A 16,332-nucleotide genomic window follows, 5' to 3' on the forward strand; every position below is an offset into this window, starting at 1 on the left:
CGAAGCGTTACTGACAAGCTTAAGGGGCGCAACTATGTTTAAAAAATAACCAGACGCGCGGCCACGTTTGCGGGCATGCCGTTCAGGTTCTGTTGCTGCCGCCTTCTGGCGGCACGCCATGTTGTCTCTGCGGAGGTCAGCCATGAGAACCTATCCTGACAGCGCCAGTCGGGCGATTACCGACTATTTCAACACGCCTGCCTGGCACCTGCCGCATGAGAGCGATCTGCTGGCAGCTATTATGCGGGAACTGATGGCCGAAGGGCAGCCTGCGACCAGTAAAGCGGTTGTGGCGCGGGTCATTGAGAAGCTGGAGTTTGAGGGCGATGAGCAGCGTCTGCAGAGCTACCGGACGCTGCTGGCACAGCTACTGGGCAGCAGCGAGCCAGGCGCCTGAGCCACTGTTTATTTTGCTATCCGCAGCTGATCGGCCTCACTGACCACGGCTCTGCCACTCTGACGATGATAGAGGCAGAGCTCACGTCCGGTGCGATTTTTCATGTGTTTTTGCGGATAGCGCCCCTGCAGCAGCAGAGCGTCATAACCGGCGCGGTCATCAAACTGTACCGGCTTACCCACAATTTTCGCCTGCGCCAGCGTACTGGCCAGCAGACACGCCTGGCGGCCCTGCTGCTCATTTTGCTGCCAGGCGGCTTCGCCGGATGCATGCGCCAGCGGGGAGAGCAGCGCAGCCAGCAGAAAACCTGAAACTTTTCTCATTATCACCTCTCGTTGCCGTCGTGCGTTTGCCCGTTAAAAAAATTCCCGCCGCAGCGGGAAGAAACAAGACGAACAGTGCATGTCTGATATGACGAGGCGATCTCTGTTTGTCAGAGTATCCTCGCCGTCGGGCATGACAACCCGATGACAGTCATGTGTCCGTCTGGTGTCAGCCGCAGTAGACGCGGGTGATATTTCCTTCTTTATCGCCCATAAAATTGAGCCGGTGCAGATTGAAGTCCATGGTGACGGCACCGTTCCAGGGGATTGCGCGTACCGGACCCGCAAATTTCTGGCTACCGATCGCAGTCAGCGGCTGGCCGATAAAGTGCTGATACTGCGATGCACGGCACTGATCGGTTTCCGGGTCCACGCTGGCCGCAGCCTGGCTACGGGTTTTTCCGGCAGACTGACAGGCGCTCAAGGCCATGACAGCCGTTAGCAACAGGACTTTTCCACAATGCGTCACAACTCTCTCCTTCTGAACAGATAACAACGTCGCCTCTGAGAGTAGCAAAGCACGGCGCGTAAACGAACGCTACCGGCCGAAAAAAATGCCCGTTTCAGCGCCGGAAACGGCTATTTTCCGCGGCCAGTTTAGGATTAATCGCACTAAATGACTCACTTTTGCTCAGAAAAAAACTATCATTTCTAAGAATCATCTGAGGAGGCTTACTATGGAACTCATGATTTTTATCGGCTGCGCCATTCTGATGACGTTTGTCGCCGTGCGCGTTCGCTAACGCGCTGGCCGGTGACGGCCAGGCACACCCGTCGGGTATCTGCCCGCCGTGCCTGGTTTTCACTGTAAAGCTCAGGTGGTACTGAAATCTGAGATCGCGCACCTCGACAGCACCCAGCGCCATTGCTACTATGCCATTCCCCCTGCCCGCTGAGTCGCCTATGGATACTCAATCCGACAAAGTTACCTTAACCCTGTTTTACGCGGGCTGCTTTGTTGTCTACTACCTCGTAACGATGCTGATTACGCTCTTTCCTAACTATAGTGCGTTGCGTAATGATGGCCTGCTGGTGCCGGTGCTCTGCCTGTTTGAATTCGCCGTGATCTATCCGCTCTACCGCTTTTATTGTCAGCGGCGCAACGATATTCCGCTGGGAGCCCTGCGCCCTCTGCAGACGCTGCTGTTTATTGGTGCCCTGTTTCTGCTGATGGTGGCTCAGACGCAGTTTTTACAGCCGGAAGGCTGGCTGATTGAGCAGAGCCAGCAGGGGCGCAACTCAATGCTGATCCTGCTGCTGACGGCAGTCCTGCTGGCGCCGGTATTTGAAGAAGTGCTGTTTCGCGGCTTCCTGCTGCAGGCGTTTCTGCTGTGGGCGCCCCGCAGCCGCTTCGCCTGCATGCTGCTGACGTCGCTGCTGTTTGCGGCGCTGCATACGCAATATGTACACTGGGAAACGCTAGTGGCGCTGACGCTCTTTTCGCTGCTGCTCTGCTATGCACGCCTGCGCAGTAATAACCTGGCCCTGCCTATCTTCCTGCATACGCTGAATAATCTGATTGCGATACTGCCCGCCTGGTTCTTTGCCTGATCGGCTTCACTGTTTACCTGAGCGCTCCTCTGCCGCCGCGCATTTTCAGTTACTATCACGCTTACACGTAAAGGGATGATGGGACGGAAAAATGATTACAATGCTGGATGTGGCCCGGAAAGCCGGCGTCTCTAAAGCCACCGTATCGCGCGTGCTGGCGGGGACGCGCTACGTCAGTAAAGCGACGCAGCAGAAAGTGTTTCAGGCGATCGAAGAGACCGGCTATCGTCCTAACCTGCTGGCACGCAGCCTGGCAACGCAGAAGTCACAGAATATTGGTCTGATTGTCACCCACTCCCTGTTCAACGGCCCCTACTTCAGCGAGCTGCTTTACCAGACCGCCACCCTGACCAATAACTACGGGCGGCAGCTGATTCTGGCTGACGGTAAGACCAGCGCCGACGATGAGCGGGCGGCCATTGAATTTCTGCTCGATCTGCGCTGCGACGCGATCATTATCTATCCACGCTTTCTGGATACGGCCGCGCTGGAAGCGCTGATTGAGCAGCACGCCATTCCGTTTATGGTGGTGAACCGGCAGCTGACGCAGCATGCAGAACACTGCGTCTGGGCCACCCATCAGCAGAATACCTTTGATGCCGTGCGGTATCTGATCCAGCGCGGGCATCAGGATATCGCGTTTATTACTGGCCTGCCGGGCTCGCCCACCGCGGCCGCGCGGCTGGCTGGCTATCAGCAGGCGCTGGCAGCCCATCAGCTGCCTTTTGAGCCTGGCCGGGTCATCCAGGGCGCATGGACCTCGCTCAGCGGTCAGCTGGCCACGCAGCAGCTGCTGGCGTCGCAGATCGCGTTCAGCGCGCTGATGGCGAGTAATGACGATATGGCGATGGGCGCAGCACTGGCGCTGCACGAGGCTGGAAAACGGCTGCCGCAGGATGTCTCTCTGGTGGGTTTCGATGACATCAATATGGCCGCCTTTTTTCTGCCGCCGCTGACCACGGTACATGTGCCGGTTGCTGAAATGATCCAGCACACGCTGGCGCAGCTGGTCGCCATGCTGGAGGGGAAACCGGTCAGCGTGTTGCCGCCCTTTAGCGGGCGGCTGATTGAACGCGCGTCGGTTGCTGACGGACCCGCGCGGCGCGATCAGTAGCTGACCGCGTCGTCGAGCGTAGCGCCGTTGCTGGCAATAAGCTGCTGATACCAGAAAAAGCTCTTTTTACGATAGCGCGCCAGATCTTTCAGGTCATGCTCATCGCGGTTTACATAGATAAAGCCGTAGCGTTTACCGATCCCCTGATGGGTACTGACCAGATCGATCGCTGACCAGGGGCAGTAGCCAAACAGCACCACGCCATCCGCAATCGCCAGCCGCAGCTGCCGCAGATGATCGCGCAGGTAGGCGATACGATAATCGTCATGTACTTTGTTGCCCGCCTCCAGCGTATCAAAGGCGCCCAGGCCATTTTCCGTGACAATCAGCGGCAGCGCATAGCGCGCGTAGATCTCGCGGGCGGTGATGCGAAAGCCGACCGGATCGATATACCAGCCAAACTGATTCTGCGCCAGATGCGGATTATTGCAGCCGACATACACCGTGCTGTCGATGCCCGCCATCTGCTGATCCGCTTTCTGCTTACTGTTGAGTTCACCGCGTGCCGCATCCGGCAGGTCAGCGCTGACGGTAGCGGAGGCGTAGTAGTTGAACGCGATAAAATCGGGTTTGCCCGCTGCAATGATCGCCATATCATCCGCCGCAATCTCCGGCAGCCAGCCACGCTGCTGCAAAAAGGCCCACACTACCGCGTTGTAACGTCCGTGCACCGCAAGATCGAGATAGAGCCAGTTACGAATGGCTGAAAAATTATCGGCGGCCAGTACATCCTCCGGCCGTGAGCTGGCGGCGTAAACGCAGGAGATATTCGGTGCCGGACCAATTTTAGCGCCCGGCAGACGCTGATGACAGGCGATCATCGCCTGCGCCTGCGCCAGCATCATATGGTGATTCTGCTGATAAAGGGTGCGCTGCACATCTTCGGTGCCTTCTGCCAGCGTGCCGATGACCTCGCCCTTGAGGATCATCATGTTCTGCTCATTGATGGTCAGCCAGTATTTTACCTGCTTGCCATAGTGTTCAAAACAGGTGACGGCAAAGCGCTCAAACGCTGCGACGGTGCGACGGTTTGACCAGCCGCCCGCCTGCTGCAGCGCCCACGGCAGGTCAAAATGGTAGAGCGTGACCAGCGGTTCAATGCCGTGCCGGCAGATTTCATCAATCAGCTGCTGGTAAAACGCCACGCCAGCCGGATTAAGCTCGCCGTCGCCGTCGGGATAAAGACGACTCCAGGCTATCGAAAACCGATAGGTTTTTAGTCCCATTTCAGCCAGCAGCGCAATATCCTCTTTAAAGCGGTGATAGTGATCGCTGCAGACGGTAAAGTCAGTGACGTTATCGCTGAAGCGCGCGTGGTCGATGACTGACGGCCCTTTGCCATCCGTATTCCATGCGCCTTCAACCTGATACGCCGACGTTGATGCGCCCCAGAGAAATCCATCCGGAAACGCACCGGGATTATGATGCTGCATAGCTGCTCCTTACTGTTGCGCCGCCAGTTCACGACGCAGCTGAATGATCTCTTCTGCCAGTTCGCGACAGAGCATGGCGTTCATCAGATGATCCTGGGCATGTACCATAATTAAATTGACCGGAATTTTGCCGCAGCCCTCATCAGCACCAATCAGTTCGGTCTGGATACGGTGCGCCGCTTTCGCCGCCTGCGTGGCGGCCGTGAGCTGTGCGTCCGCTTCACTCCACGCCTGCTTACGCGCCGCACGCAGCGCCTGCATGGCGCAGGAGCGCGCCTCTCCCGCCTGAATAATCAGCTCCATTACCGTGGTTTCATCAATTTCCATTATGACTCCTTAGCCAGTTGTGCCGCGGCGGCCTGCTCCTGCTCCTGTTGCAGCAGCTGGCGCTCATACATCCTGAAAAACGGGTAGTAAATAAGCGTGGCAATCGCCACCAGCACGGCAATCAGCACGATCACGCGCCAGTCCCAGCCGGTTGACCAGGCGGCGCCAATCGGAGCGGGCGTGGTCCACGGCGCCAGTGAGATAACATGATTAATCAGATTAGTTTTGGTGGCGGTCCAGGCGATTACAGCGTTAACCAGCGGCGCAAGCAGAAACGGAATAAACAGAATAGGGTTCATCACCACCGGTGAGCCAAATATCACCGGCTCGTTGATGTTAAACATGCTGGGCACAATGCTCAGTTTGCCAATTGAGCGCAGGTGCGCTGAACGGCTGCGCAGATAAAGCAGCACCAGCCCCATAGTGGAACCCGATCCGCCTATCACAATGAAAAACTGCCAGAAAGGTTCAATAAACACGTGCATGACCGGCTCACCGGCGTTCAGCGCCTGCTGATTCAGCCCGAGATTGGTCAGCCAGAACGCCTGCAGAATGCCTCCTACGATCACCGCACCATGAATGCCGGCAAACCACAGCATATGGCACAAAAGCACCGCAATCAGTACTGCAGGCAGTGAATCAGATGCGGAGATGACCGGCGCGAAGATGGCCATAATCGCCTGTGGCAGCAGCATGCCAAACTGCGCCTGCACCCACAGGCTGAGCGGAAACAGCGTAAGGAAAATGGCGACAATTGGGATCAGCAGATCGAACGACTGGCGGATTTTCGGCGGAACCTGCTCGGGCAGCTTAAAGCCGATATGGTGTTTCTGCAGGAAATGCATCATTTCCGTGGCGAACAGCGCCACCAGAATCGCGGTGAAGATCCCTTCCCCGCCCAGCGAGCCTACCGGCAGTGTCTTATCACTCTGGGGAGCGGCCACCACCAGAAAAGCCATCAGCGACAGGCTCGCCGCCATAAAACCATTCATTTTGTAGCTGGTGGCCAGGTTATAGGCGATAGCGCTGGCGATGTAGAGCGCCATAATGCCCATTGTCATATTGTAGGGCATCATGATCTGCGCTTCATGCGCCTGCACCATACCCAGCCACCACTGTGCGAAAGCCCATGAACTGTCGGCAGAGAATGGCGGATGAGCAAACAGCAGCATAAACGAGCCGACAATCAGAAACGGCATAGAAGCGATAAAGCCATCGCGGATCGCGATAACGTGACGCTGGCTGGAGAGGCGTCCGGCGAATGGACTGATACGGTTTTCAATGACGCCAAATAAAGATTCACTGATGCTGCTCATGAGCAAGCTCCTTGCGACAGGCAACAAGAGAATTAACCTGCGCAGCAGCTGCGCAGGCGTAAGAATTATTTGAGTGCGGGCGTTATTTTCAGGCGTGAATCAGCTTTAATGAATCGGCTAATATTTTCTCGCCGTTCATCATGCCGTAATCCATGCTATTTATGACGGCGATAGGCTTATTAAGCTGCTGGGCTATTGGAGCGAAATCAGCCAGTTTATATTTGATCTGCGGGCCCAGCAGGCAGCAATCAACACCCTGAATTTCTTCATTAAACTCCTCTATACCTACGGCTTTTATCTCAACATCAACACCCTGCTCTTTTGCCGCTTTTTCCATTTTCTGCACCACCATGCTGGTGGACATTCCGGCGGCACAGCACAGTAAAATCTTTGGCATGATCGTTTCCTTTGAATGATGTTTAATTAACGAATACACAGCCAGAAGATTTTCTGCAACCGGTTTCAGATCTGGATACAGAAAGTGTGAGAAATATCAAAACTCAATCCGGATAAATTAACTGGCAGAGAAATAGTGCAGGAGAGTGATTATACAGGGCCAGGGGCATAATCGTATGAAACAGCCGTCTGGCCGGTGCCGCAGCGTTGGTTCGCTGCAGCAGAACGTGCCGGACGGCTGAGTTTGTCAGGAGATAGCAGAATCTTTATGTTTATCCGCTTCAAAGTGACTCTTGAACTGCTCATAAATGGAGATCATATTTGACGCATCGCCATGCAGAGGGCTTAATTTTCCGGCACGGACCAGCTCGATAACCAGCTGCAGGGCAGCCTGTTTTGGACTGCTGGCAGGATGGGCAATATCAGACATGCTTTTCTCACTCGTTTAAAAGGGGTCAGCTGCACAGTTTAGCCTGGATTATGCCGGGTTTGGATGCGCAGCGCGCTGCTGGCAGACCGTTCGGATAAAAAAGCCGCTCGGGGTGTTCATTGACCTGTGAGCCAATTGTCTATACTGGATCAAAAAAGGGAACACACAGCCACACATTCCGTACCAGCGCGAAGGTGTTAAAGGAGCCCGGTTATGCTGATTGGTTTTGTTTTATTAGTGAGTGCCTGCGGGCACGATGCCTGTGACGCGTTGCCGGTATCAGAGCGTATTTATCCGACAAAAGCGGCCTGTGAAACCATGGCCAATCGCATCTATAAAGTCCGTCCCAACGTGGTCTTGCTGTGTGGCGAGGTTCATCGCTGAATTGAGGCCAGGATTTACTATACTGCTCACATTTTAGCCAGTCGCCATTGCAAGCGCTGGCAATAAGGTTCAAAATATAAGCTGTTTTACACTATCATCGTTGTGAATCCCATGAAGAAATCGCGCCCCCGCCGTCCTGCCGGACGCTGGGTTTATTACATTTTGTATGACGGTATCCTCTGGCCCTGCCCGGTGCGCTGGGAGTGGGAAAATGGCTTCGATGGCTGGCTTCCCTTCTACTATTCACCCACGTTTGAGTTTGTGGCGGGCGATCCGCGCAAGGCGTATCGTATTGCGCGCAGCAGCCTGCGTAACGTACGCGAAGCGCTGCATGATGCAGAGTATGCCTGAGTGCAGAAACAACGATGCGCCCACAGGCGCATCGTTAAAACATTAACCGTTGCGCGTGACGCAATCAGTTATTCAGCGTGTAATCCAGCGTGATTTCCGCATTCAGCAGCTGCGATACCGGGCAGCCTGCTTTCGCTTTCTGAATAATCTCGTCAAAGGCATCTTTATCCACGCCCGGCAGCGACACAGTGCTGGTCAGTGCCACTTTAGTGATGGCAAAGCCTTCGCCTTTTTTGTCCAGCGAGACATCGGCGGTGGTGTCGATGCTCTCCGGCTTATGGCCGGCGTTGCCCAGCATCAGCGACAGCGCCATGGAGAAACAGGCAGCGTGTGCGGCACCAATCAGCTCTTCCGGGTTGGTCCCTTTCTCGCCTTCAAAGCGCGTATTAAAACCATACGGCTGCTGATTCAGTACGCCACTCTCTGTGCTGACGGTACCTTTACCTTTGATGTCACCTTCCCAATGGGCCGATCCTTTCTTGTGAATGGTCATGTCATTCCTCCTGTTAGTGGACAGCACTGAGTATAGACAACCCGCTCTGTTTTGCCTGGCTCAGCGCACCGCGCGCGGACGCGCGGGCTGTAAACCCGCCTCGCTCAGCAGGGCGTTAGCCTGCACCAGCGAATCCTGTGTGATATCCGCGATCGATTTTGCGCCGGTCAGCGTCATCGCGACCCGCATCTCTTTTTCAATCAGCGTCAGCAGATTCTCCACGCCGCGCTGCCCGTGCGTCGCCAGCGCATAGATAAAGGCGCGTCCCAGCAGCACGCTGTCGGCACCGAGCGCCAGCATGCGCACCACATCCAGACCGCTGCGAATGCCGCTGTCTGCCAGAATGGTGATATCACCTTTAACCGCATCGGCGATGGCCGGCAGCGCACGCGCTGACGAGAGCACGCCATCGAGCTGCCGTCCGCCGTGGTTGGAGACCACGATGCCGTCAGCGCCAAAGCGCACCGCATCGCGCGCATCCTCCGCATCCAGGATGCCTTTAATCACCATCGGCCCCTCCCAGAAATCACGGATCCACTCCAGATCCTGCCAGGAGATAGAGGGATCGAAGTTGTTAGCCAGCCAGCCAATGTAATCCTCCAGACCGGTGGGCTTGCCGAGATAAGCTGAAATGTTGCCCAGATCGTGAGGCCGGCCGTGCAGCCCGACGTCCCACGCCCACTGCGGGTGGGTTGCTGCCTGCCAGTAGCGGCGCAGCGCGGCGTGCGGCCCGCTCATGCCGGAGTGTGCATCGCGATAGCGCGCCCCCGGCGTGGGCATATCGACCGTAAACACCAGCGTGGTGCAGCCGGCCGCTTTGGCGCGCTCCAGGGCGTTACGCATAAATCCGCGATCGCGCAGTACATAGAGCTGAAACCACATCGGCCGGTTGATGGCTGGCGCCACCTCTTCGATAGGACAGAGCGAGACGGTAGAGAGGGTAAAGGGGATCCCCTTCTGTGCCGCCGCCCGCGCCGCCTGTACCTCCCCCCGGCGCGCATACATGCCGCACAGCCCCACCGGCGCCAGCGCCACCGGCATCGCCAGCGTCTCATTAAACAGCCGGGTTTCCAGACTCAGCGCGGACATATTTTTCAGCACCCGCTGACGCAGCGCGACGTCAGAGAGATCGGCCACGTTGCGCCGCAGCGTATGCTCAGCGTAAGCACCACCATCAAGATAGTGAAACAGGAACGGAGGCAAAATGCGCTGCGCTGCGGCGCGATAGTCACTGGCAGCAGAAATAATCATCAGGTGTTCTCCTTACGGGTCGCTGCCGTTTCACCCGGCAGGCGGGTGATGCGCGCCTGACGCGCTTCATCTTCATGCAGCGTTTTCATCGTGGTATGGACAAAGCCGAGGTGATCCATCGCCGCCTGACGCGCGGCGGCGGCATCGCCTGCCATCACCGCATCAAACATCGCCTGATGCTGCTCATTAAGGCGGTTAAAAATCACCGGCTGGGTATACATGCGCTGACGGCTGTGCAGTACCGATGACTGCAGCAAATCGAAAAAGCCGCGCATGGTCTGCAGTAAGACCAGATTGTGTGAAGCCTCTGCGATGGCGAGATGAAAACGCAGATCGGCCTGCGCGGCGAGATCGGGATCGCCGCAGTCGTTCAGCCGCAGCAGCGCATCAAAGGCGTAGCGCAGTTTTTCTTTATCCGCTTCCGTTGCGCGCAGCGCAGCGTGCCAGGCGGTGCTGGCCTCGATAGCGTGACGCGCCTCCAGAATATCCCAGCGGTAGTCGGGATCGGCCGCCAGCAGCTGGCGCATCGGCTCGACGATACGCTGTTCTGACCAGGGCTCCGGCGGCTGGCACAGCCAGGTGCCGCCGCCGCGTTTGCTGATCAGCACGCCGCTGTTAATCAGCTGCTGAATCGCCTCGCGCAGGGAGGATCGCGAAACGCCCAGCAGCGCCGCCAGCTGGCGCTCGCCCGGCAGCCGCATGCCGGGCGTCAGCTGCTGCGCGCTGATCCAGGCGCTGAGACGTTCGCGCAGCGGCGCGCTCACGGGATCATCCACGTCAGCACGTAGGCCTGCAGCGTGGTGATCACCCCGACCATACAGGTAAATATCAGGCTGTGTTTCACGGTAAAGCGGAACAAATCGGACTCTTTCCCCACCAGCCCGACCGCCGCGCAGGCGATCGCAATCGACTGCGGCGATATCATCTTGCCGGTTACGCCGCCGGTGGTATTGGCGGCCACCAGCAGAATATCGGATACGCCGATCTGCTGAGCCGTGGTCGCCTGCAGGGCGGCAAACAGCGCGTTAGAGGAGGTGTCCGATCCGGTCAGAAACACGCCCAGCCAGCCGAGAAACGGTGAGAAAAAGGTAAACGCCTGCCCGGTGTGCGCCAGCGCCAGCGCCAGCGTAGCAGAAAGACCGGAGTAGTTAGAGATAAAGGCAAACGCCAGAACCATGCCGATAGAGTAGATTGGCAGCGCCAGCTCTTTCAGCGTTTCTGCGAACGTCTGCAGCGCCGCGCGCGGTTTCATCCGCAGCCAGAGGATCGACAGCAGCGCCGCAACCAGAATCGCCGTGCCGGTTGCTGAAACCACATCAAATTTAAACAGCGCAGCGTACGGCGTGGCCTGACTTACCACCGGCGGCATCCGCGCCACCAGCTCATGCAGCAGCGGTACCGGCACGGTAAAGACCCAGTCATAGAGCGCGCCGCCTTTGGCAAACAGCGCCTTGAACGGCGGAATGCTCCACAGCGTCACCGTCGCAGTAAGGAACAGGAACGGCATCCAGGCGCGCACAATCTGCGCCAGCGTATAGCGCTGCGCCCCGGGCATGGCGTCAGCTGCATCGCGCTCTTCAAAACGGAATATGCGGACCGGCTGCCAGCGGCGTAAAAACAGTGTCAGACAGATCAATGAAGCAAGCGATGAGATAATATCGGGCAGCTCCGGCCCGAGAAAGTTGGAACTCAGGAACTGAGCAATGGCGAACGATCCTCCCGCCACCATCACCGCCGGCCAGGTCTCTTTCACCCCGCGCCAGCCATCCATAATCGCCATGATCCAGAACAGCACAATCAGCGTCAGAAACGGCAGCTGCCGCCCGGCCATCTGGCCAATCTGAAAGCTGTCCAGTCCGGTAACCTGACCGGCCACAATAATCGGAATCCCCATCGCGCCAAACGCCACCGGTGCGGTATTGACAATCAAACAGAGGCCCGCTGCATAGAGCGGTTTAAAGCCCAGCCCGACCAGCAGCGCAGCGGTAATCGCCACCGGGGCACCAAATCCTGCAGCCCCTTCCAGGAACGCGCCAAAGGCAAAGCCAACGATCAGCATCTGCAGACGCTGATCCGGCGTGATCGACAGGATCGACGCGCGGATAATGTCAAACTGGCCGGTTTTAACCGAGATCTTATATACAAACACGGCGGCAATGATGATCCAGGCGATCGGCCACAGGCCATAGAAAAAACCATACACCGCCGACGCCAGCGCCTGCCCCACCGGCATGCCATACAGCAGCAGTGCCACCAGCAGCGCCAGCACAACGGTCGCTGTGCCCGCCTGGTAGCCTTTAAGCTTGAGTTTAATCAGCGCAAAAAAGAAAAAAACAATCGGGACCACTGCGACCAGGCTGGATAGCCACAGATTATTAAGCGGGTCATAGTTTTGCTGCCATACCTGCATGCCGTTTTCTCCAGAGTATCCAGACCGGCACGGTGCAGCAGAACATGCACCGTGCGACAGTGCCCGTGACGCGCTGAAAGTGGTCGGACCGCATTCAGTAAACCGGGCTTATGGCGTCAGATAGTTAATGCGTTGTTAACTGAAAGCAACGCATTGCGGGAGAATTTTGCAGCAGTGTGACCCGACAAAAGGGTTTTAACGCTTTTGGTAGGACCAATCAGCGTGAGACATGCGTAAATGCTCCGCTATAGCTGTGCGGATGAAAACGCAGGTTCAGCGCAATCAGGCCCAGCGTAATTGTGCCCTGCATCAGCCAGACGCTGGAGAAGCTGCCGCTGAACGCCTGCAGCTGGCCGGCGACAAACGGCATGCAGCCGGCAATGATAAACCCGGCGCCCTGCATAAATGCCACCAGGCGCGCGCCCGTCTGCGGGTGTGGCAGATGATCAAGTGCCAGCACTATCGTCAGCGGAAACGCGGCACCAAGACCAAACCCGGCCACTGCGGCCCAGCACCAGGGGGCGAACTGCGGCGCAACCAGCAGGCCCGCCATACCCGCCAGCTGACAGAGCAGGCTGAAAATCAGCGGCGGACGCCGGTCGGTGCGGCGGGCCAGCAGCGGCATCAGCAGCGCACCGATAACCTGACACAGGATCATCACGCCAAGCAGTGAACCGCCCGCCTGTTCACTCCAGCCGGCCTGCTGATACGCGTCCGGGAGCCACGCCACGCAGGTGGCGTAGCCGCCGTTTACCAGGCCAAAGCTGAGCGCCAGCGACCAGGCGCGCGGCATGCGCCACAGCGGGGGCAACGCCGGAGCCGGCTGCGCCGTCGTCGCTGGCAGCCTTACCCGCAGCCAGAGCAGCAGAGCCAGCAGTGCCGGTAAGGCCCAGCTGCTTAGCGCCAGCGCCCAGCCAATTCTGGTGCTGATCCAGGGCGTCAGCGCCGCCGCCACCCCGCCGCCGCCCATCAGTGCGCCCGCCCACAGCCCGGTTACGGCAGCGCTGCGCTGTGCAAAACGCTGGCGAATCACACCCGGCATCGCCATCTGCACCACGCCAGCACCGAGACCCGCAACCAGTGCGCTGGCGACCAGCCCGCTGCCGCTGCCGGTAGCCGCACGCGCCAGCAGCGCCAGCAGCAGAAGCAGCAATCCTGCCTGCAGCAGGCGCTGCAGCGTAATACGCTGCAAAAGCGATGCGCTCAGCAGCGCCACCGCGCCCATCATGATCATCGGCACCGCCGGCAGCAGCGACGCCACCAGCGGTGACAGGCCGATCGCCCGGCGCAGCTGACCGAGCAGCGGGCTGACTGACGTCAGCAGCGGACGCATATTCAGCCCGGCCAGGATCAGGGCGGCCAGCGTCAGCCACAGGGAGTTTCTGTTCATAAACACTCTCAGTGTGAAAAGGTTGCCAGCATCGCAGCAGCGATTACTATTGGGAAATAAAATAATGCCATAGCGAACAGTGGAAAAATGAATCGCCAGCCTATGTTCACGCCTCAGCAGCTGCTGAGCTTTGTTGCCGTATGCGAAACCGCCAGCTTTACCCGTGCCGCCGGGCGGGTTCATCTTTCTCAGTCCACCGTCAGCCAGCAGGTGCGCCGGCTGGAAAAGATGCTTGGCAAAGCACTGCTGGTACGCACCTCACATCAGGTTACGCTGACCGAAGAGGGTGAAAAGATGCTGGCCTACGCGCGCCGCATCATTACGCTCAACGGTGAAGCGTGGGATGTCATGGGCGATACCTGGCGAGATGGCGTTCTGCGGCTTGGCGTACCGGAGGATTTTGCAGCACCGACCGCCGGGCTGCTGGCGGATTTCAGTCGGGCGCATCCGCAGCTGCGTCTTGATGTCATGAGCGGCATGTATGTTGATCTGCACCGTGCATGGCTGCGCGAAGAGCTGGATATCATGCTCATCAAGCAGCCCGGCGGCGAGCGCCCCCTCGCCTCGCGTCCTGAACCGCTGCTCTGGCTCGATAGCCAGGCTCATCCCTGTTTTACCCGCGCGCCGGTGCCGCTGGTGGTGTTTCCGCAGCAGGGGCTCTACCGGGAGGAGATGTGTCAGGCGCTGGACCAGCTGGCGCGCAGCTGGCGCATCAGCTACAGCAGCGCCAGCCTGGCGGCGCTCGCCAGCGCCAGCGAAGCCGGACTGGGCCTGACGCTGCTGCCCGCCAGCTGCCGTCTTCCCGGCCATCGCGTGCTGGGCGTCGCCGAGGGCCTGCCGCCGGTTACGCATTTTGAGCTGGCGCTGTTCTGCCGACTGCCGCAGGATGCGCTGCAGCAGACGCTGGCGCAGGCGCTGGCTGAGTTCTGCCATCTGCAGTGGCAGTGATTTTTCCACTGCCGGGCAGTGGCAAATATCGCAGCGGCGGCGCGGCAGATTTGTCAGATTAGGATTTTCCCTGCGATCCGGAGCCTTCTATGCCCGTTACCTCTGCCAGCCGTCGTTCTTTTCTCAGCCAGGGCGTTCGTCTGACCGCCGCCGGAAGCCTGCTGGCTGCCGGTATGAGTCGCGCCGCGCCGTTACCCGCCTTTCCAGCCTGTCAGACCGCGGTACCCCCGCCTGACGCTGCCCACTATCAGCTCTGCAACGTGCGCCTTGAAGAGGCGTTTGAACGCGAAGGCGGCGAGGTGATTGCCACCCGCACCGCGTACTATAACCTCACGATTAAAGAGGGGCTGTTTGTCGCGATTGAGCCAGCCAGTACACCACGTAACGCTGCGCTGCCGCAGTGGGATGCACAGGGCGCGCTGCTGCTGCCCCGCACCCGCGATATGCATATCCATCTCGATAAGACGTTTTATGGCGGCCCGTGGCAGGCTCCGCGCCCGCGTCAGGGCAAAACCATTATGGATATGATTGCCCGGGAAGAGGTGCTAATCCCGCAGCTGCTCCCCACTTCACAGGCGCGGGCCGAAGCACTGATTGCCCTGCTGCAGAGCAAAGGCACTACCGAAGCGCGCAGCCACTGCAACATCGATCCGGTCAGCGGCCTGCAGAGCCTGGCGCACCTGCAGCAGGCGCTGGCGCAGCATCCCGATTTCCGCTGCGGGATTGTCGCCTTTCCGCAACACGGCCTGCTGCACTCTAAGGTTGATCGGCTGATGCGCGAGGCGATGCAGCCAGGCGTCACGCATGTGGGCGGCCTCGATCCGACCAGCGTTGATGGCGCAATGGAAGCGTCGCTTGATGCAATGTTTCAGATAGCGCTCGACTTTCAGCGCGGCGTGGATATTCATCTGCACGAGACCAGCGCAGCGGGCGTAGCGGCTATTCAGTACATGATTGATACCGTTGCCCGTCATCCACAGCTTAAAGGACGCGTAACGCTGAGCCACGGCTTTGCACTGGCCACGCTGGAGGGAAGTGCGCTGGATCGGATGATTGCGGGCATGGCGGAGCAGCAGATTAGCCTGGCGTCCACCATTCCGATCGGCAGACTGACCATGCCGCTGCCGCAGCTGCAGGCAGCAGGCGTCAACGTCATGACCGGCACTGACAGTGTGGTCGATCACTGGTCCCCTTTTGGCACCGGCAGCATGCTGGAAAAAGCGAATCTTTATGCTCAGCTTTACCGCGGCTCTGATGAGTACGGGCTAAGCCGCGCGCTGCATATTGCAACCGGGGGTATTCTGCCGCTCTCTAATCAGGGCGTGCGGCAGTGGCCTGCGCTGCAGGATGAAGCCAGTATGATGCTGGTGTCAGCCAGCTGCTCTGCTGAAGCCGTGGCGCGGATTGCGCCGGTGCAGGCCACCTTTCAGCGGGGCAAAGTGGTGTTTTTTGCTGGTTAAGCGCCGGTTACGGGTTAAGCGCCGGTTTCGTTCGCCACGGGGCATGGCGCCGGCGCGGCGGGGCTGGCATTGATGCCGGTTCCGTTCGCCACGGGGTATGGCGCCGGTTCCGTTCGCCGTCAGCTGCGGCAGCAGCCTGTGTCCCGGCGCGGCGACCGGGCAGAGGACGCCTGGCCGCGTCCTCTGCACTCCCCGGCCCTGCGCCAGCCCCGTCCGCCGCTGCGCGGTTCCCTCGCTCACGCCCGCTTCCCTGAGACCGGGCGCCATTCGCTCCTGCTCACCGCGCCCTTTCGCCGACGTCCTGTCGGCTCATCCCGGAACCGTGCCCTCCCTCGGCGGACCCGGATGGCGCTTCCCC

Annotated in this window: 20 protein-coding genes; 7 read left to right on the forward strand and 13 right to left on the reverse strand. The window is 58.9% G+C overall.

All coding sequences use genetic code 11. The features are described from left to right. Window positions 1-142: 142 nt before the first annotated feature. A complete protein-coding gene (locus F3I15_RS09760; RefSeq protein ID WP_094112121.1) occupies window positions 143-397 on the forward strand; it encodes a biofilm development regulator YmgB/AriR family protein in 255 nt (84 codons plus the stop codon). An 8-nt stretch (window positions 398-405) separates the two neighbouring features. Here the strand turns inward: F3I15_RS09760 and F3I15_RS09765 are convergent, their stop codons facing one another. From F3I15_RS09765 to F3I15_RS09775, 3 genes are all read right to left on the reverse strand, one after another. Beyond that, window positions 406-720 (reverse strand): hypothetical protein, encoded by a 315-nt coding sequence (locus F3I15_RS09765; RefSeq protein WP_150017721.1) that lies wholly within the window; start codon window positions 718-720, stop codon window positions 406-408. Window positions 721-889: 169 nt separating this feature from the next. Next, window positions 890-1,189: an I78 family peptidase inhibitor gene (locus F3I15_RS09770; protein ID WP_150017723.1), complete on the reverse strand. Its 300-nt coding sequence runs from the start codon at window positions 1,187-1,189 to the stop codon at window positions 890-892. A gap of 94 nt (window positions 1,190-1,283) precedes the next feature. Further along, entirely contained in the window at window positions 1,284-1,586 is a 303-nt protein-coding gene (locus F3I15_RS09775; protein WP_150017725.1) for a hypothetical protein, read from the reverse strand. A 37-nt stretch (window positions 1,587-1,623) separates the two neighbouring features. Between F3I15_RS09775 and F3I15_RS09780 the strand changes: the two genes are divergently transcribed. Both F3I15_RS09780 and F3I15_RS09785 read left to right on the forward strand, forming a co-directional pair. Continuing rightward, window positions 1,624-2,271 (forward strand): CPBP family intramembrane glutamic endopeptidase, encoded by a 648-nt coding sequence (locus F3I15_RS09780; RefSeq protein WP_150017727.1) that lies wholly within the window; start codon window positions 1,624-1,626, stop codon window positions 2,269-2,271. A gap of 91 nt (window positions 2,272-2,362) precedes the next feature. Beyond that, window positions 2,363-3,385: a LacI family DNA-binding transcriptional regulator gene (locus tag F3I15_RS09785; protein WP_150017729.1), complete on the forward strand. Its 1,023-nt coding sequence runs from the start codon at window positions 2,363-2,365 to the stop codon at window positions 3,383-3,385. On the opposite strand, the gene F3I15_RS09790 is transcribed toward F3I15_RS09785, so the two are convergent. The 5 genes from F3I15_RS09790 to F3I15_RS09810 all read right to left on the reverse strand — a co-directional run bounded on the left by F3I15_RS09790 (window position 3,379) and on the right by F3I15_RS09810 (window position 7,287). After that, window positions 3,379-4,818, reverse strand: a complete 1,440-nt coding sequence (locus F3I15_RS09790; RefSeq protein WP_150017731.1) for a glycoside hydrolase family 1 protein — start codon at window positions 4,816-4,818, stop codon at window positions 3,379-3,381. The two genes, F3I15_RS09785 and F3I15_RS09790, sit on opposite strands and share 7 nt — an antisense overlap. A 9-nt stretch (window positions 4,819-4,827) precedes the next feature. Further along, window positions 4,828-5,145: a PTS lactose/cellobiose transporter subunit IIA gene (locus tag F3I15_RS09795; protein WP_150017733.1), complete on the reverse strand. Its 318-nt coding sequence runs from the start codon at window positions 5,143-5,145 to the stop codon at window positions 4,828-4,830. Further along, a complete protein-coding gene (locus F3I15_RS09800) occupies window positions 5,145-6,461 on the reverse strand; it encodes a PTS sugar transporter subunit IIC (RefSeq protein ID WP_150017735.1) in 1,317 nt (438 codons plus the stop codon). The genes F3I15_RS09795 and F3I15_RS09800 overlap by 1 nt, the downstream gene beginning before the upstream one ends. Before the next feature lie 88 nt (window positions 6,462-6,549). After that, window positions 6,550-6,858: a PTS sugar transporter subunit IIB gene (locus tag F3I15_RS09805; protein ID WP_150017737.1), complete on the reverse strand. Its 309-nt coding sequence runs from the start codon at window positions 6,856-6,858 to the stop codon at window positions 6,550-6,552. Between the two features lie 246 nt (window positions 6,859-7,104). Then, window positions 7,105-7,287 carry a hypothetical protein gene (locus F3I15_RS09810; RefSeq protein ID WP_039382925.1) on the reverse strand — a complete coding sequence of 61 codons (183 nt, stop codon included), beginning with the start codon at window positions 7,285-7,287 and terminating at the stop codon, window positions 7,105-7,107. Window positions 7,288-7,500: 213 nt separating this feature from the next. Here F3I15_RS09810 and F3I15_RS18215 point away from each other — a divergent pair, with 213 nt between their 5' ends. Together F3I15_RS18215 and F3I15_RS09815 are read left to right on the forward strand one after the other, a co-directional pair. Next, window positions 7,501-7,671, forward strand: a complete 171-nt coding sequence (locus F3I15_RS18215; protein ID WP_190314986.1) for a hypothetical protein — start codon at window positions 7,501-7,503, stop codon at window positions 7,669-7,671. 111 nt (window positions 7,672-7,782) lie between these two features. Continuing rightward, window positions 7,783-8,022, forward strand: coding sequence for a hypothetical protein (locus F3I15_RS09815; RefSeq protein ID WP_039382924.1), 240 nt, complete (start codon window positions 7,783-7,785; stop codon window positions 8,020-8,022). A gap of 64 nt (window positions 8,023-8,086) precedes the next feature. Here the strand turns inward: F3I15_RS09815 and F3I15_RS09820 are convergent, their stop codons facing one another. The 5 genes from F3I15_RS09820 to F3I15_RS09840 form a co-directional block, all read right to left on the reverse strand. Continuing rightward, complete coding sequence (locus F3I15_RS09820; protein WP_150017739.1) at window positions 8,087-8,515, reverse strand: OsmC family protein; 429 nt, start codon at window positions 8,513-8,515, stop codon at window positions 8,087-8,089. A gap of 60 nt (window positions 8,516-8,575) precedes the next feature. Next, window positions 8,576-9,766, reverse strand: coding sequence for an FMN-dependent L-lactate dehydrogenase LldD (gene lldD, locus F3I15_RS09825; protein WP_071668602.1), 1,191 nt, complete (start codon window positions 9,764-9,766; stop codon window positions 8,576-8,578). Next, on the reverse strand, window positions 9,766-10,530 hold the full coding sequence (lldR, locus tag F3I15_RS09830) for a transcriptional regulator LldR (RefSeq protein ID WP_223810701.1): 765 nt from the start codon (window positions 10,528-10,530) through the stop codon (window positions 9,766-9,768). The genes lldD and lldR overlap by 1 nt, the downstream gene beginning before the upstream one ends. Beyond that, the gene (gene lldP / locus F3I15_RS09835; protein ID WP_150017741.1) at window positions 10,527-12,176 is read right to left on the reverse strand and encodes an L-lactate permease; all 1,650 of its coding nucleotides are present in this window, start codon (window positions 12,174-12,176) and stop codon (window positions 10,527-10,529) included. Before lldP ends, lldR begins: the two co-directional genes overlap by 4 nt. 217 nt (window positions 12,177-12,393) lie before the next feature. Then, window positions 12,394-13,566 (reverse strand): cyanate transporter, encoded by a 1,173-nt coding sequence (locus F3I15_RS09840; RefSeq protein ID WP_150017743.1) that lies wholly within the window; start codon window positions 13,564-13,566, stop codon window positions 12,394-12,396. Window positions 13,567-13,653: 87 nt separating this feature from the next. Between F3I15_RS09840 and F3I15_RS09845 the strand changes: the two genes are divergently transcribed. Both F3I15_RS09845 and F3I15_RS09850 read left to right on the forward strand, forming a co-directional pair. Next, on the forward strand, window positions 13,654-14,514 hold the full coding sequence (locus F3I15_RS09845) for a LysR family transcriptional regulator (protein WP_150017745.1): 861 nt from the start codon (window positions 13,654-13,656) through the stop codon (window positions 14,512-14,514). A gap of 89 nt (window positions 14,515-14,603) precedes the next feature. Further along, window positions 14,604-15,974: an amidohydrolase gene (locus tag F3I15_RS09850; RefSeq protein ID WP_150017747.1), complete on the forward strand. Its 1,371-nt coding sequence runs from the start codon at window positions 14,604-14,606 to the stop codon at window positions 15,972-15,974. The last annotated feature ends 358 nt before the right edge of the window (window positions 15,975-16,332 follow it).

Origin of the sequence: Pantoea sp. M_9, from assembly GCF_008631385.1 — a bacterium.
In the GTDB taxonomy this organism is placed as follows: Bacteria; Pseudomonadota; Gammaproteobacteria; order Enterobacterales; family Enterobacteriaceae; genus Pantoea; species Pantoea eucrina.